The 15538-nt window shown below is 70.9% G+C and carries 13 protein-coding genes; 4 read left to right on the top strand and 9 right to left on the bottom strand.

Annotated elements, in window-relative coordinates; translation table 11 throughout:
- Positions 1-1557, bottom strand: a complete 1557-nt coding sequence (locus tag BR98_RS39155; protein ID WP_035841746.1) for a sugar transferase — start codon at positions 1555-1557, stop codon at positions 1-3.
- Positions 1558-1887: 330 nt separating this feature from the next.
- On the opposite strand from BR98_RS39155, the gene BR98_RS09800 reads away from it, so the two are divergent.
- Positions 1888-2658: a zinc ribbon domain-containing protein gene (locus tag BR98_RS09800; RefSeq protein ID WP_063774731.1), complete on the top strand. Its 771-nt coding sequence runs from the start codon at positions 1888-1890 to the stop codon at positions 2656-2658.
- Between the two features lie 123 nt (positions 2659-2781).
- On the opposite strand, the gene BR98_RS09805 is transcribed toward BR98_RS09800, so the two are convergent.
- Positions 2782-3930, bottom strand: coding sequence for a glycosyltransferase (locus tag BR98_RS09805; protein WP_035841748.1), 1149 nt, complete (start codon positions 3928-3930; stop codon positions 2782-2784).
- A gap of 128 nt (positions 3931-4058) precedes the next feature.
- Positions 4059-4502, bottom strand: a complete 444-nt coding sequence (locus BR98_RS09810) for an SRPBCC family protein (protein WP_035841750.1) — start codon at positions 4500-4502, stop codon at positions 4059-4061.
- Positions 4503-4558: 56 nt separating this feature from the next.
- Here BR98_RS09810 and BR98_RS09815 point away from each other — a divergent pair, with 56 nt between their 5' ends.
- Entirely contained in the window at positions 4559-5422 is an 864-nt protein-coding gene (locus BR98_RS09815; RefSeq protein ID WP_035841752.1) for a HipA family kinase, read from the top strand.
- Positions 5423-5440: 18 nt separating this feature from the next.
- On the opposite strand, the gene BR98_RS09820 is transcribed toward BR98_RS09815, so the two are convergent.
- The 3 genes from BR98_RS09820 to BR98_RS36180 all read right to left on the bottom strand — a co-directional run bounded on the left by BR98_RS09820 (position 5441) and on the right by BR98_RS36180 (position 7888).
- Positions 5441-6589, bottom strand: coding sequence for a hypothetical protein (locus BR98_RS09820; protein ID WP_157537565.1), 1149 nt, complete (start codon positions 6587-6589; stop codon positions 5441-5443).
- Positions 6590-6948: 359 nt separating this feature from the next.
- Positions 6949-7182, bottom strand: coding sequence for a hypothetical protein (locus tag BR98_RS09825; protein WP_035841756.1), 234 nt, complete (start codon positions 7180-7182; stop codon positions 6949-6951).
- A 328-nt stretch (positions 7183-7510) separates the two neighbouring features.
- Entirely contained in the window at positions 7511-7888 is a 378-nt protein-coding gene (locus tag BR98_RS36180) for a hypothetical protein (RefSeq protein ID WP_157537566.1), read from the bottom strand.
- A gap of 201 nt (positions 7889-8089) precedes the next feature.
- On the opposite strand from BR98_RS36180, the gene BR98_RS09835 reads away from it, so the two are divergent.
- Complete coding sequence (locus BR98_RS09835) at positions 8090-8431, top strand: CU044_2847 family protein (protein ID WP_232247311.1); 342 nt, start codon at positions 8090-8092, stop codon at positions 8429-8431.
- Positions 8432-8435: 4 nt separating this feature from the next.
- Complete coding sequence (locus BR98_RS36185; RefSeq protein ID WP_083976206.1) at positions 8436-12836, top strand: nSTAND1 domain-containing NTPase; 4401 nt, start codon at positions 8436-8438, stop codon at positions 12834-12836.
- On the opposite strand, the gene BR98_RS09845 is transcribed toward BR98_RS36185, so the two are convergent.
- The 3 genes from BR98_RS09845 to BR98_RS09855 form a co-directional block, all read right to left on the bottom strand.
- Positions 12837-13625, bottom strand: coding sequence for an MBL fold metallo-hydrolase (locus tag BR98_RS09845; RefSeq protein ID WP_035841762.1), 789 nt, complete (start codon positions 13623-13625; stop codon positions 12837-12839).
- Positions 13626-13635: 10 nt separating this feature from the next.
- Entirely contained in the window at positions 13636-13851 is a 216-nt protein-coding gene (locus BR98_RS09850) for a hypothetical protein (protein ID WP_157537568.1), read from the bottom strand.
- Positions 13852-13959: 108 nt separating this feature from the next.
- Positions 13960-15453 (bottom strand): S8 family peptidase, encoded by a 1494-nt coding sequence (locus tag BR98_RS09855; protein WP_051969526.1) that lies wholly within the window; start codon positions 15451-15453, stop codon positions 13960-13962.
- Between the last annotated feature and the right edge of the window lie 85 nt (positions 15454-15538).

Here is a 15538-nt window from a genome sequence, read left to right on the forward strand (position 1 = left end):
TCAGCTCCCGTCGGGTCGGAGCATCAGGGCCGCGGTGCGCAGCAGGATCTTGACGTCCAGCCAGAGGCTCCAGCTCTCGATGTAGCGGTTGTCGAAGCGGGCCCGGTCCTCGATCGAGGTGTCCCCGCGCAGCCCGTTCACCTGGGCCAGACCGGTCAGTCCGACCGGGACCCGGTGCCGGTCGGCGTACTCCGGGTAGGCCTGGCTGAACCGCATGACGAAGTACGGGCGTTCGGGACGCGGGCCGACCAGGGTCATGTCGCCGCGCAGCACGTTCCACAGCTGCGGGAGTTCGTCCAGCGAGCTGCGGCGCAGCAACCGGCCGACGGCGCCCATCCGGTGGTCCTGGGAGATGTTCCAGCGGGTCGCCGACTCGTGCTCGTTGCTGGGGCGCAGGGTGCGGAACTTGAGCACGGTGAAGACCCGGCCGTCGAGTCCGGTGCGCTGCTGGCGGAACAGCACGCCCCTGCCGGTGTCGAAGCGCACGGCGACCGCGCAGGCGGCGAGCACCGGGGAGAGCAGCAGCACGCCGAGCCCGGCGGCGGCGATGTCCAGTGCTCGCTTGACCGCCCAGTTGGGTCGGCGCATCGCGGGGCGGGGCAGCCGCAGGCAGGGGTAGCCCCAGAGGTGGTCGGCGGTGCGGCGGATGCCCGGCTCCAGCGCGCCGTGCTCGCGCAGCGCCGGGACCAGCCAGACCTGGCAGCCGAGCCGGACCGCCTCGCGCAGCGCGACGGCGGTCTCCTGCTCGTCGGAGGCGCCGGCGGTGGCGATCAGGCGGCGCACTCCGTGCCGGCGGACCTCGCGTTCCAGCACCTCGCGGCCGCCGAGCACCGGCACCGGCGCGGTCAGCCGGGAGTCGCCCGGCAGCCGCGAGTCACCGGACAGCCGGGAGTCACCGGGCAGCAGGACGGGGGACGGGTCGAGGAAGCCGATCGGGCGCATGCCGTACTCGGGCCGCTCCAGCAGCGCGGTGGCGATCCGCTGGCCGAGCGGTCCGGCGCCGAGCAGCAGCACCGGTACCGGGTGGCGGCGCCGGACCCGGCGGAGCAGTCCGTAGAGCAGGGTGCGGCCGAGCAGCGCGAGCGTGACCAGCACGGTGAGCAGGGCGAGCAGTCGGGGCCAGCCGGTCGGGCCGCAGCTGGGCCAGGCGCTGGGCAGGCAGCCTGCCAGGGTGACCGCGACGGCGAGCGCGACCACCGCGCGGGCCGCCAGCGCGGGCAGTTCGTCCAGCGCGGAGGGGGTCATCCGGGTGCGGTACAGGCCGGCGGCCAGGTTGAGCGGCAGCAGGACGGGCAGTACGGCCGCGGCGGTGCTCAGCGGGTGGGCGGGACCGGTGGCGCAGGCCAGCGACCCGGCGCAGGCGGCGACCAGGTCGACCACGAGCAGCCCGAGCGGCAGCGCGGCCCGCGAGCGCAGACGCCGGCGGTGCCGGCCCAGTTGGGTTGCGGTGCGCGGCTGAGTGGGCCGGGCGGGCCGGTCGAGGACCTCGGTTGCGAGCCGCCGGCCGTTGGCCGCGGTTCGCCCAGGCCGCGGCACGCTCTCGTGGTCAATGGTCATCAGCGCACGAACTCCCCTGCTGTGTACCCGGGATTCCCGGTACCGGGTGTGCCCACCTGCTCATCGTTCTTGCAATTAATCAGAAAGAAGCAGGCGAAATCAGACATTACCGAACATCGGCTACATTTCCGGAAGTTGACTTGCCATTTCATTCCACTCGCCTATTAATATGAATTTCTGACTAAGTCTCGACTGGGTCCGCGCTTGGGCCTTCATCTGGAGATTCACTCAGTCCCGGGCAAGCCACGGGCAACGCCGAATCAGACGGAAACGCGTGCGCTCGACTGGCGGTCGGCGGACATTGTCAGTCCCTCTTGTTACCTTGCGAGGGTGAAGGTCGTGGTGCAGGTGAAGCTGTTGCCGACCGCCCAGCAGGCGGCGGCGCTCAGCGCAACCCTGTCTACGTGCAACCAGGCCGCTGACGCGGCGTCGGTGGTCGCGTTCAAGGAGAAGGCGTTCTCCCGCAACGAATTGCAGAAGCTCGTATACGCGGACCTCAAAGCGCAGTTCGGGCTGGGAGCGCAGGCCGCGGTGCGGACCGTGAAGAAGGTCGTCGACGCCTACACGACGCTTCGCGCCAGCGTGCGGGCCGGAAACCTCGGCGGCCCCGCCTCCAAACGCCGTTGCAAGGCCGAAGGAAAGCCGATCGCCTTCCGCTCCGATGCAGCACAGCCGTACGACGACCGCTTGCTGTCCTGGCGGCACGACGCAGGGACGGTATCGATTGGCGAACGCACCGGACGCGGGATCGCCCTGGAAGACCTCGGGACGATCCGCGACCGGGTACGGCCTCACCAGCACCAGCGGGCCGCGCTCTCCTCCTGGCCGTTCCACCAGCTCGGCGAGCACGTCGCCTACAAGGCCGCCCGCAAGGGCGTCCCCGTGCTCATGGTGGACGCGGCCTACACCTCCCAGACGTGCCCGCGCTGTCGGCATGTCTCCCGCAGGAACCGTCCAAGTCGGGATTGGTTCTGTTGTCGTCGGTGCGGTCTCGCTGGGCCCGCCGATGTCGTCGCCGGGGTCAATGTGCGCAACCGCGCACGCTCGGCGTGGGCCTTCGTCAACATGCCCCAACTCGAACCCACCTCCAAAGTGGCATAGAGCGTTGCGGCCGACCGCGCCCCCTCGTACCGGGCACGGCTGAGCAGCTATCAACGTCCTGGACGACCGAGCCAACAACCTCGGCCACGTGCAGGACAGAGAAGTTGACTGCCTGAGAAACGATCAGATCCGCGCGGGGACACGGGGAGTCGACTGGCCCGCGATGATCGACTTCTGATACAGCTCGGACACCCGAGCGACCACCGTGCGAATGTCATGACGGCCCGTCACCCAGCCCCGCGCCGCCACCCCGCGCTGGGCACAGTCCAGCGGCTCGGACAGCGCCGCCGCCAGCGCGTTGGTCAGCGCGGCCGGATCGTTCACCGGGATCAGCCCACCCTCCCGCTGGGCCGGCGGCAACTGCTCGCGGGCCCCCGGCACATCGGCCAGCAGCACCGGCCGGGCCATCGCCATCGCCTCCAGCGGGGCCAGCGCCATCCCTTCCCAGCGCGAGGGCAGCACCACCAGATCGGCGGCCGCCAACCAGGGGCGCGGGTCCGGTACGTCACCGGTCAGCCGCACCCGGTACGGCTCCGGCAGCGCCCGCGCCTGCGCGGCCAGCGCCTGCGCGTCCGGACCGCCGCCGACCAGCGCCAACCGGGCCGTCGGCACCCGGCGCAGCACCGCCGGCCAGGCGGCGAGCAGCAGGTCCTGCCCCTTCTGCCGACAGAGCCGGCCCACGCAGACGGCCAGCGGCTCGGACAGGTCGAGGCCGAGCGAGAGGCGGGCGGCCCGGCGCTCGGCCGGCGCGTAGTGGGCCAGGTCGACCCCGTTGGGCACCACGGTGAACGCGGCCTCGACGCCGACCGCCTCGCCGTCGAGCTGCTCCTGCTCGCTGACACAGAGCACCGAGCTGGCCCAGCGCGTCGCATACCGCTCCCAGCGGATGCTGGCGGTGGCGAGGGACCCGGTGGCGGCGGCGAAGGACCAGGCGTGCGGCTGGAAGACGGTGGGCAGCCGCCCCCGCACGGCCAGCCGGCCGGCCAGACCGGCCTTGGCGCTGTGCAGGTGGACCAGGTCGGGGGCCACCTGCTGGACCAGGCGGCGCAGCCGGGCGGTCTCGGCGGTCACGCTGGGCCCCGGCGAGCGGCGGGCCGGCCAGTCCAGCGACTCGGCCCCCGCCGCCACCGCCTCGGGCCCGAGCCGGCCGCCGGGCGGGCAGGCCACCAGCACCCGGTGGCCGGCCGCGCGCTGCCCGCGCACCAGATCGGTGACCACTCGGGCGACGCCGCCGTCCACCGGCTGGGAGACATGAAGGATCGTCAGATGCACGGCCGCGAGCCTAGGGTGGCTTCGGGTGGCGATCCGTGCGCCGTCACCCGCCAGGGGTCGGGGTTCGCCCGTACGGCTGGCGGGTCGTACGGGTGTCCGTTACTTCAGCCTGCTTTGGCCGACGTACTTCACTTCACGTAGTTCTCGAGGCGGGCCAGCACCTCGTCGTGGATCCGGTTCAGGCCCTTGGGCGCGAAGGTGCGCTCGAAGAAGCCGCCGATGCCGCCGGCGCCCTGCCAAGTGGTCTCGATCGCCACCGTGGTCTGCCCGGCGGCGGCGGCCGCGGCGACCGTCCAGGTGATCACCATCGAGGAGTTGGCGTCGGTCTCCACCAGGGTGCCGGCCGTGGGCGCGCTGACCGTGAAGAGGCAGTCCCGCACCCGCTTCTCGGTGGCCTGCAGCTTCCAGTGCACCTGGGTGCCCGCGCCGATCCCGCCGGCCCGCACCTCGTACTCGCTGTACTGCGCGGGCAGCAGCTTCGGCCGGACCGTGCTGTAGTCGGCGACCGCCTCGTACACCTGCTCCGGGGTGGCGGTGTAGGTCCGCTCGGTGCGGGCGTGGACCTGGGCCATGGGGCTGCTCCTATAACAGTCGATGCGTTGGGCCCGCCCAGCTTAGGCTGACTGCTGTGCTGACTTCGGTGAAGGCTCTTCGCTATCTCGACCCGCTGCGGGCCGGCGGTTCGGTCCCCGGCATCGTGGAGACCGACGACCTGGGCACCTACGTGGTCAAGTTCACCGGCGCCGCGCAGGGCCACAAGGCGCTGGTGGCCGAGGTGATCGTCGGCGAGCTGGGCCGCCGGTTGGGCCTGCGGATCCCCGAGCTGGTGCTGGTCGACTTCGACCCGGCGGTGGCCGCGCACGAGCCCGACCCCGAGATCCAGGACCTGCTGAAGGCCAGCGCCGGCCTCAACCTGGGGATGGACTACCTGCCCGGCTCACGCGACTTCAGGCCCGGCGAGGCCCTGGCGGTCGACCGGGTCGAAGCCGGACGGGTGGTCTGGCTGGACGCGCTGACCGCCAACGTCGACCGCACCCGCAGCAACCCGAACCTGATGGTCTGGCACCGGCGGCTCTGGCTGATCGACAACGGCGCCGGGCTGGTCTTCCACCACCGCTGGTCGACCCACCTCACCTCGATCGACCGCGGCTATCCGATGGAGAACCACGCGCTCGGCCCGTACGCACCCGATGTCGCGCACGCGGACGCCGAGTTGGCGCCGAAGGTGACCGAGGCGCTGCTGCGCGAGGTGGTGGCGCTGGTACCCGAGGAGTGGCTCACCCCGGCCGAGGACGGCTTCGCCACCGTCGACGAGCTGCGCGAGGCCTATGTGCAGCACCTGGCAGCCCGTGCCGCGGTCTCCGAGCGGTGGCTGCCGCGGGAGTTCGCGACGGAGGAGCAGCTGCGCTCGGCGGAGGCGGCCGCCCGGGCGCGCAGCCAGGCCGGTCGGCCGGCCTGGCTGCAGCAGGTACCGGACCTGCACGGGCACTGAGCTGCTTCTCTCGGTGCCCTACTCCGCGTGGCAGGTGGGCCCGAGGTCGAGCAGGCCCGGGTAGGTGTCGAGGGCGAGGCAGTAGTCCGTGCTCCCGTCCGTCGTGCTGACGCCGTTGGCCGGCGCGTAGACGGTGCCGTAGTAGGACGTGCTGCTGCAGTCGCGGTTGACCGTGGTGGTCGTGGTCGGCAGCGCCCAGCCCTTGACGAAGACGGTGACCCGGCGCGCCTGGGCGCTCGGCGGAACCGTCACCTGCTGCGCCCAGGTGGTGGTGGTCGTGGTCTTCGAGGTGATGCTGATCCCGAAGTGCTGGTCGGCGGAGACCTGCACGTCGAGGAGCTTGAACGGGAAGCCCACCTCCTCGTGGAAGTCCGCGCTGGCCGAGGCCGTGACGGTGAAGCTCGCCGAGTGCGTGGTGGACCAGTTGATCTGACCGCCGCTGCCCTGCCAGAGCGGACTGTGCTGATCGGTCGCCAGCCAGGCGTCCACCGGCTTGCCGCTCACCTGGCTGGACATGCCCGTGTCGCAGACCACCCCGTGGCCCTGGACCGTTGTCGTCGAACTTCCGGCCGTGTCGCCGCACGGGTTCCGGTTGCCGACCGCGCAGACCGTCAGATCGTGCCGGAAGGTCTGCGACCGGACGGTGGAGCCGACCCGGAAGGTCGCGGTGACGCTACTGACGTGCCACGGAGCACCGTTGGCGGCGGGCGTGTGCAGGGCGAGCAGGATCTCGTACGCCCCAGAGCCCTTACCGGACACCGTCGCGCCCGCCAGCGGTCGCAGCTGTGCCCCAGTGCCTGCGTCCAGCATGCTCGGCTGCCCCTGCCGCACGCCCACCGCCTGCTTCGCGTCCGCGTCGACCGGCAGCAACTGCGGCTCGGCAGAAGTCAGTCGGACCGGCGCGTCGCCGTCGGCGAGCGTCAGCCCGAGCAGCGTGAGCGACTTGCCGGTGGCCACCCTGATCACCAGACCACCATCGGTCACGTCCCCCGTACCCGGCGCGCTGACCCGGAACAACCCGCCGAGCGAAGCGTCGGTCAGCAGCGGCTCCGCCGCCGCCGGGTCGGCCGCCCACCCGCCGGCCAGCAACCAGACCGCCGTCCCCACCACCAGCAGCCCGACGGCGAGCAGCGCACCTCCCCGTCTCGTTCGAACTCTCGTTCGCACCAAGTGAATTGGCATGTTCGACCCCGATCCTGTCGGCCCCCGACAGATCGAGTCTTGCCCCGGTTAACGGGTGTCGAAAGGCAGTCCGGCGATTGGCACAGAAGCGTGACGCTCAGCTCGTACCCGAGCCATCGAACAACGGGGGCGGCGCGCAGAGCGGGCACCGGCAGGCCGGCCACTAGTCGGTGACCGGGTGGAGGTATGAGGTGCACACGGCCATCGCGGAGGTGCGGTGCGGGTTGATTTCACGGGCGACTCACCCTCTCTCATAGAGGGGGAAGTTGGGCCAGAGCAGGGGGCAAGGGATGCTTCTTCGACGGGATCGGCTCGGCCACTCCCGGAGGAGCAACTGCCAGGGATCAGTGGTGCGCACACGCGACTCCGCGCCGGATCAGCGCCGCGATCCGCAGCGCCACCTCCGGCTGGACACAACCGAGTTGGACCAACATATTGCCGGTGAGGGAGGAGGGCTGGTCGAGGCAGATGGAGGGCGTGATGATGCCGTCCGAGGCGAGGGCGAGAATCAGCTCACGCTGGGCGTCAGCGGCAGCGGCGCGCTGGGGGGCGGTGGCGGCTTGGTAGATGGAGGGCATGGCGGGGCTCGCTTTCTGTAACTGGGCAATGTCACCGACTGTGCCCCAAGCGTTGCAGTGTGCGACTACGATTTAAAGAGGGCGGGAGCTTATTCCTGTGATGCAAGGAAGGAAGTGAACGCATGAGCGAGGGAATTGACCCGACGGAGTCGATCGCGGAGTTCTTTGCCGACCGCGTCCGACGTGCTCGGAAGCGCAAAGGCCTGATACAGGCACGGCTTGGCACGCTGACCCATACCCACCGCACTCGGATCAACCGGATCGAGCGCACCACCGACGGCCTGGGTGTCGCCACCACGGTGGCCGGCGGCGTCTACGCCCTCGCCCCCTACCGCATAACCCACACCGCCAGCATGGCGATGTCCCCAACGCTCAAGCCCGGCGACCCGCTTGTGGGCACCACCTGCGACCTGGTGAACAACACGAGGTTGTACTCGTTCCCGTCGGCGTCACGGTACAGCGCCAGGTCGACCCCCGCGCAGCCATGGCTGTGCGTGATCAGGCCCGCCAGCGTGGGGGCCACGGTGTCCGGCCCGGTGCAGTCGGGGTTGGCCTTCTCGGCGACCAGGGTGTAGCAGCTGACCTGTTGCGGGTAGACGGTCGACGGACTCAGCGCCACCGTGCTCTTCGCAGCGGCCGGGTGGTGCGGCGCCACCAGCCCGTACACCCCGAGCCCGGCGATCCCCAGCACCCGGCTATCAGACACTCCTCGATGCGATGCAAAACTGTTGCACCATATGTCAGTTGAGTCGCCTCTGGGATCGCCCAAGTTGGTTGACAGTGCATCAGCAATCGGAAAGCCTGGCTCGGACACTGGCAGTGCAGGCATCTTGATGACGGGGCGTGGCGGACTGTGACCTACTTCGTGGAGGTACCGGTCACCGGTGCTGACGGTGCATTGGAAATCGTGAAGGCCAGCATCGAGACCATGCCGGACGGCCTGGTCAAGGTGGCTCGGCCCGGGCAGGTGGTCGCGCGGGCGACTCGGTCGCTGGGCGAGATGGTGGCCGGGGTGCGGCCGGTCGCCGAGCAATTCGTCAACGGGTTCCGAGGGATGGCTGTCGCTCCGGACGAGATATCCGTCGAGTTCGGGCTCTCGCTGTCCGCCGCGGCGGATGTGGTGATCTCGAGTACCGCCGCGAACGCCCACTTCCAGGTCTCGCTGACCTGGCATCGACCCCGTCCAGGGAGCCCCGAGAACCCCGAGAGCCCGGAAGGTTCCGAAGGCTCCGAGAGCTCGGAGGGCTGACGCCGTGACCTCGTCCGAGGGGACGCCGCAGCCGCACGATGCTTTGGGCACGGAGGTGTTGGGGGCGGCTGTGGTCCGGGTCTTCGACCGGGACGGGGAGCCGGTGGGTCTGGGATTCCTGGTCGGTCCCGACCTGGCTGTCACGTGTGCCCATGTGGTCTCCGCCGCGCTCGGCACGGCGGAGACCCAGCGCCCTGAGCCCTCCGCGCGGCTGCAGGTCGACTTCCCGCTGCTCCCGGGTAGTGGCGCGGTCGCGGCGAGCATCGAGCAGTTCGTACCTTCGGAGCCGTCTCATGGCGGGGACGTGGCGGTGCTTCGGCTCACCGAAGCCGTGCCGGGCACCCGACCGGTCCGGCTGGTCGAGACGAAGGAGGTCTGGGGGCATTCGGCACGGGCGTACGGGTTCCCGGTGGGCCGCCCTGGCGGGGTCTGGCACTCGGGTCTGCTGCGCGCTCGGCAGGCGAACGGCTGGATCCAGACCGATCTCGCAGCGAGCAGCGGGTACCGGGTCTCCGGTGGGTTCAGCGGCGGCCCGGTCTGGGACGACCTGCTCGGCGGCGTGGTCGGCATGGTGGTCGTCGCCGAGTCCGGCGAACCTCCGGTGAGCTATCTGATCCCCTCGGACGGGCTGACGCAGGCCTGGCCCGAGTTGCGCGAGCTGGCCATGCCGCCGACCCCGTTCCGCAGCCTGGCGGCGTTCGAGGAGCAGGACACGGCGTTGTTCCACGGGAGAACGGCCGAGAGCAACGAGGTCGCGGCCCTGGTCGCACGCGACCGTTGGACCCTGGTCGTCGGGCCGTCGGGTTCCGGCAAGTCCTCGCTGGCCATGGCCGGGGTGATACCGCTGGTGCGGGCCACCGGCGCCGTCGCGGTCAGTGTGCGACCTTCCCTGGGCAGCAGCCCGCTGGCGGCGCTGGCCGCCGCGCTGCTGCCGTTGCTGGAACCGGGCCGGTCCACGCTGGAACATCTCGCGCGGATCCCGGAGTTGACCGCACAGCTGGCCCGGCGGCACGGACTGGCCGACGTGGCCGCCCAACTGCTGGCAGGCCGGCAGGGCCGGCCGCGGCTGCTCGTCGTCATCGACCAGCTGGAAGAGCTGCTCACCTGGAGCACGGACGACATCGAGAAGTTCGCCGCGGTTCTGTTCGACCAGGAGCTGCCCGAGACAGTCCGGGTGTTGGCCACGCTGCGGGCCGACTTCCTGGACGCGGCCCTCGCACACCCCGCCCTACCGGCGACCTTGCGCCGCCAGGTCTACGCACTCGGGGCGATGGGGCCCGCCCAGCTGCGCGAGAGCATCGTCGCGCCGATCGAGGCCATCCCCAGCGTGCACTACGAGCCGGGCCTGGTGGAAAGCATCCTTGCCGACACCGGTGCCGAGCCGGGCGCCCTGCCACTGCTGGGCTTCACCCTGGACCTGCTGTGGCACCGGCAGACCGGCGGCCGGCTCACCCTCAGGGCCTACCACGAGCTCGGCGGCGTCACCGGAGCACTCGGCGCCTACGCCGAGCGGGTCTGGACCGAGAACGTCCCGCGCGAGGACGAGCAGGCGGCGCAGCGCCTGTTCACCAGGCTGCTCCGGCTCCCGATCGGCGCGGCGACCGCCACCCGCAGGGTCGCGCTGCGATCAGAGCTCGGCGAGGACGAGTGGCACATCGCTCAACGGTTGGCCGCGACCCGGCTGCTGGTCGTCGGGCGCGTCGAGGACCGGGAGACCGTCGAGATCGCCCACGACGCGCTGATCACCGGCTGGACCAAGCTGGCCGGATGGGTCGCCACGGACCGCTCCTTCCTGGCTTGGCGTGAGTCGCTGCGATACGACCTGGCCCGCTGGCAGCAGGGCGAGCACACCGACGATCTGCTGCCGGCAGCCGCCGCCCTGGAAGGCGCGAAGGCCTGGCAGAGCGACCGCGCCGACTCCCTGAGCGATGCCGAACGCGACTATCTGGCGCGCGGCGCCGCCCACCAACGGGCCAAGGGCCGCCGTCGACTCAGGTGGACCGCTCTGTTCACCGCCTTGGTGCTGACCGCCGCCTCGGCCCTGGTGATCGGGTTCCTCCAGCACGACGACGCAGTGCATCAGCGGACCACCGCCGCGCAGAAGGCGGCGTTCATCCGCGCCAACACCCTGACCGCCGACGCGAGCGCGCTTCGAGATGCCGACCCTGGACTGGCCGGGCAGTTCGCGATCGCCGGTTTCCGGTCCTCGGCCACCCCGGACGCCGTCGCCGGCCTGTACTCGACGTTGAACACGACGCTCGACCGGGTGGTCGACAGCCCCGGCAAGGGGATCATGATCCTTGCGACCCAGCCGGACGGTCCACTGGCCGCCGCCGTCACCACGGACGGGAACGTGCGGATTCTCGACCTGTCCGATCCCGCCGCCCCGATTCTGGACGCGACCGTCCAGGCGCAGTTGGAAGGCGTGGCGATTGCCCCCGGGGGGAAGGTCCTGGCCGGTCCGTGCCCTGCGGGCATGTGCCTGTGGAGCCTGGCCGACCCGCGGCACCCGGCGGTCACGGCGCAACTCCCGCTGCCCGCCGACGCCCCGGGCGGCACCGTCGCCATTACGTCGATGGCCATCAGCGCGGACGGCACGATGGCGGCCGCCGCTTCGCGGACGGGCGTCACCCTGCTGTGGTCGATCACGCAGCCCGCGAGTCCCAGCCTGCTGGCCGAACTGCCCACCCCGACCACGCGGTCGGGTTCCGCGCTGGCCGGTGTGGCGTTCTCCCCGCACGGCAACCTGCTGGCCGCGACGATCCTGGGCGGCGCCACCCAGCTGTGGGACGTCAGCAAACCGACCGCCCCGCCCCGCGTGGCGACCATCCAGACCGGCTACCGCAGCGTCACCTTCAGCCCGGACGGCGGACTGCTGGCTGCGGTGGGGGACAACGCGTTCGGCCTGTTCAACCTCGCCAACCCGAGCTCCCCGGCCCAGGTCAGTGTCGACCTGCAGGACGACTTCCTGCTCGACCTGCAAGCGGCGGCGTTCAGCCCGGACGGCCATCGGTTGGAGTTCGGCGGCGAGGACACCAACCACGCAACGGGCAGCCAGTGTTACGTCGACGTCTCGCCGGACCAGCGCAGCACCACACTCGAACCGGTCTGCACCGGCACGGACGGTTTCGGCACCCTCTCGCTGGCCTACACACCCGCCGGCGCCCTGCTGACCGGCGACGACGACGGATCGGTACGGCAGTGGCGATCGGCACTGCCGACGGTCAGCGGGGTCACGATTCCCAGTGCCGCCTGGTGGGCCGTCAGCCCGGACGCACACCTGCTGCTGGCGAACGTGGCGGGGCCCAGCTCATCCCCGGATCAGAGCTCGGTGGGCGTCTGGGACCTCTCCCGGTCCGCCTCACCGGTACGGGTCGGGACCATCCCGGTCAACGACCAACTGATCGACTACCTCGCGGCGACCACCGTGCTGACCGTCGCGAACGACAACACGGTCCAACTCTGGGACCTGCACGACCCAACGCACCCGGCCCGCGGCGCATCCCTGGGCAGCATCGCGGAGGGCGAAGGCGTGTTCCGCAATGCGCCGGCCATGGTCGTGCCGGACAGTTCCGGAGACCGGGTCACCGTGCTGGGCCCGGATCAGAAGCTGCACCTGTGGCACATCCTCGGCGCGACCAACGCCGTGGAGACCGCGTCGATACCCGCCGCCGACGCCCCCACCGGCCCGGCGGGACTGCTGGCCGACGGCAGTGCGGCCTTCCTGGTCAAGAAGGGCGGGATTCAGTGGTGGAACCTCAACGACCCCGCGCACCCCGTCCCCGACCAAATGCTGTCGCTCGACGATCCGTCGTTGAACTACCTCGTCGAGAACGACGACACCACCGCCGTGGTGACCGGCACGAACGCCGCCGGCTCGGGCCAGGTGGTCCACCTGCTCCAATTCTCGGGCGGTCGGCAGAAGTCGGCGGCGGTGGTCCCGGGTGCGACCGGTGGAATCCTGGGCCTGAACACCGATCGCAACCTGCTTGCCACAACCGGACCCGCCGACAATTCCGTCAGCCTGTGGGACATCACCCACCGGGCGGAGCCCCGGTTCCTGACCACCATCTCCACCGTCGGGAAGGTGAGCGAGATCGACTTCGGCCCGGACAACCTCATGGCCGTCTGGGGCAGCGGGAAACCGATACAGCTGTGGGACATCCACGACCTGACCACCCCGGCGCTGAGGAACACCATCGAGGTCGCGTCCGGCTACGTCGAGGCGGTCATGTTCTCTCCGACGCGCACCCAACTGCTCGTCGCCGACAGTGCAGAGGTACACATCTACGACACGGACCCCGCCAAGCTCGCCGACCGGCTGTGCTCCTACGTCGGCAGCTCCGTGACCAGCGCGCAGTGGCAGCGCTACGCTCCCGGAACCGCCTACCAGAAGCCCTGCTGATCAGCGGCAGATCACGAAATCCGGGTACGCGTGCCGCCCCGGACGGTCGCCGATCTCGCTGATGGCGGCGCGGATCCGGTGGAGGTGATCCACCGTCATCTGCAGCGGCGGCTCGTCGGGCTGGTACGTCGTGCGGATGGGGTAGTCGACACCCGGGGTGGTGGTCATCTCGATGTGACAGCCGAGGACGTGGGTGACCGGGCGGGTGTCGGTGAAGGCGATCAGGCGGTCGACGGTGCGGGTGAAGGCCGGCCAGTCGTCGACGTAGAGGCGGCCGCGATAGACGGTGTCGCCGGTGAGCAGGAAGCCGGTGGCCGGGTCGTAGAAGGTGACGGCGGCCTCGTGGTGGCCGGGGGTGGCCAGGCACTCCAGGACCCGGCCACCGAGGTCGACGGTGGCGACGCGGTCCGGGTCGGAGCCGAAGCCGAACCAGCGCCAGGCGGACTCCCGGTCCGCGGGCACGAGTTCGGTGTCGGGGCGGTCGACGAACTGACCGTCGGCCGCCACGTGGTCACCGTGGGCGTGGGTGTGCAGGACGAGCAGCGGCAGGCCACCGAGCAGCTCGTCCACCACCCGGCGCAGCGGGAAGAAGTCCGCCGACGCAGTGGCACCGGTGTCGATCAGCACCGCGCGCTGCTCGCCCAGGAGGAGGTAGAGGAAGGGCGCCTCGTAGTTGACGGACTTGTTCTGCCGCAGGATCACGGTGCGCTCGTCGTAGCGGTACACCTGGATCTCGGGGTCGGCGTCGTGCTTGGCCGAGGGGGAACCGTGGATCCAGCGGACGTCCATGGCCCGGAATCTACACGTGCGGGAGTCCGCCGAGCAGGCCGAGGGTGCTCTTGACCTCGTTGAGCGGGCCGATCTCGTTGCCGTTGGCCGTCGTGTCGACTCCGCCGGTGACGGGGGCCGCGCTCGTACGGTGTTCGTCGGTGCCCGCGTTGGCGCTGGGGGCGGCGAGGGAGGCCACCACGCCGACGGCGAGGGAGGCGACGGCGAGCATGCTGCGCTTCTTCATGCCTGGGGCAACGAGGGAGCCCGCCCCGAGGACACGGGCGCCGGGGATGCAGTGTGCGCGGGAAGTCGACCGGGTCGACTTCCCGCGCACACCAACAGGCGACTCAGCTCAGAACCGGACCGCCGCGTTCGCGTCGATCAGGCCGTGGCCGTAGAAGCCGTTGTCGAAGAGCGAGCCCTCGCAGGTGGCCTGCCAGGCGCCGTCGCCGCCGGGGTTGAACGAGGCCGGGCAGGCGATGGGGTGGGCCTCGGCGGTGAGCAGGGCGGTCAGCGCCTCGGGGCCTGCCCACGGGTGGGCGCTCGCCAGCAGCGCGACGACGCCGGTCACGTGCGGGGTGGCCATCGAGGTGCCCTGCTTGTAGCCGTACTTGTTGCCGGGGACGGTGGAGAGCACCCGGCCGTTGTGGTCGGGGGTGTCGGGCAGCTGGAACCGCGAGTCGCCGCCGGGGGCGGCCACGGTGATCACGCCCGCGCCGTAGCTGGAGTAGAAGGACTTGTCGCCCTTGCTGCCCACCGCGGAGACCGCGATCACGCCGGGCAGCTCGGCCGGCAGCGAGAGGCAGGTGTTGTCGACCGGCCGGGTGCCCGGCGTGGTGTCGTCGGGGCTGGTCGGGTCGGTGGTCTTGTGCGCCAGGTCGGTGTTGAAGTTGCCGGCCGCCGCGACGTTCAGCACGCCGTTGTCCTGCGAGTACGCCACGGCGCGGCGGACCGCGGTGACGATCGCCGCCTGGTCCGGGTCGGACTGGCAGTTGTAGAGCCAGGGGTCGATGTAGTAGCTGTTGTTGGTCACCTTGAAGTGGTGCTCGGCCGCCCAGACGAAGCCGCAGACCGCGTACTCCGGGTAGATGAACCCGCCGTCGTCCACCACCTTCACCGCGGCCAGTCGCACGTTCGGCGCGATGCCCACGACGCCCTTGCCGTTCTTGGCCGCGGCTATGGTGCCTGCGACGTGCGTGCCGTGGTCACTGGCGGTGGGCTGCCAGGACTGCCAACTGGTGTCCGTCACACCGCCCTTGATGCAGGAGGCGGAGAGCGAGGGGTCCACGTTGGCGGCCAGGTCCTCGTGCGTGGCGTCGATGCCGGAGTCGAGCACCCCGACCACCACGTTGCGGCTGCCCAACGTGACCTGGTGGGCCTGGTCGGCGCCGATCTGGCGCAGGTCCCACTGGTTGGCCTCCAGCGGCTCGCTGCCGTCGGCCGGAGCGGTCGGCGGCGAGTCCACCACCTCGGTGGTCTCCACGTCGCCGGCCAGGATGCCCGCCGTCCGGGTCGCACCCACCGACTCGATCCCGTTGCGGGTACGGAGGTTGGCCGCGAAGGCGGTGTCGGTGGACCGGGCGATCACCACCCCGATCTGCTCGTACGCCTGGACCACGATGCCGCCGGCCGCGGTGATGGCCCGCTCGGCCTTCTGCACCTGGCCGTGGTTGGCCCTGGTGTTCACCACGTAGCTGAGCAGCGGACCGGTGGCGCCGGGCGTCTCGGCCTTCGCCGGTGCCGCCGCCGCGGTACCACCGAAGGCCGGCACCGCCAGCGCGACCAGCGTGGCCAGAGCGAGGCCGGCCGCGCCCCCGCGCAGCCGGTGAATTCGACGAACTCCCATAGGGGTTGGCCCTCCCGAGTTGACGTCGACGCGGCGGCTGGTGGCCCCGCGCTCGAGTAACCGAAAGGTATTGACCCGGCAATGA

The organism is Kitasatospora azatica KCTC 9699 (genome assembly GCF_000744785.1).
GTDB classification, from domain to species: domain Bacteria; phylum Actinomycetota; class Actinomycetes; order Streptomycetales; family Streptomycetaceae; genus Kitasatospora; species Kitasatospora azatica.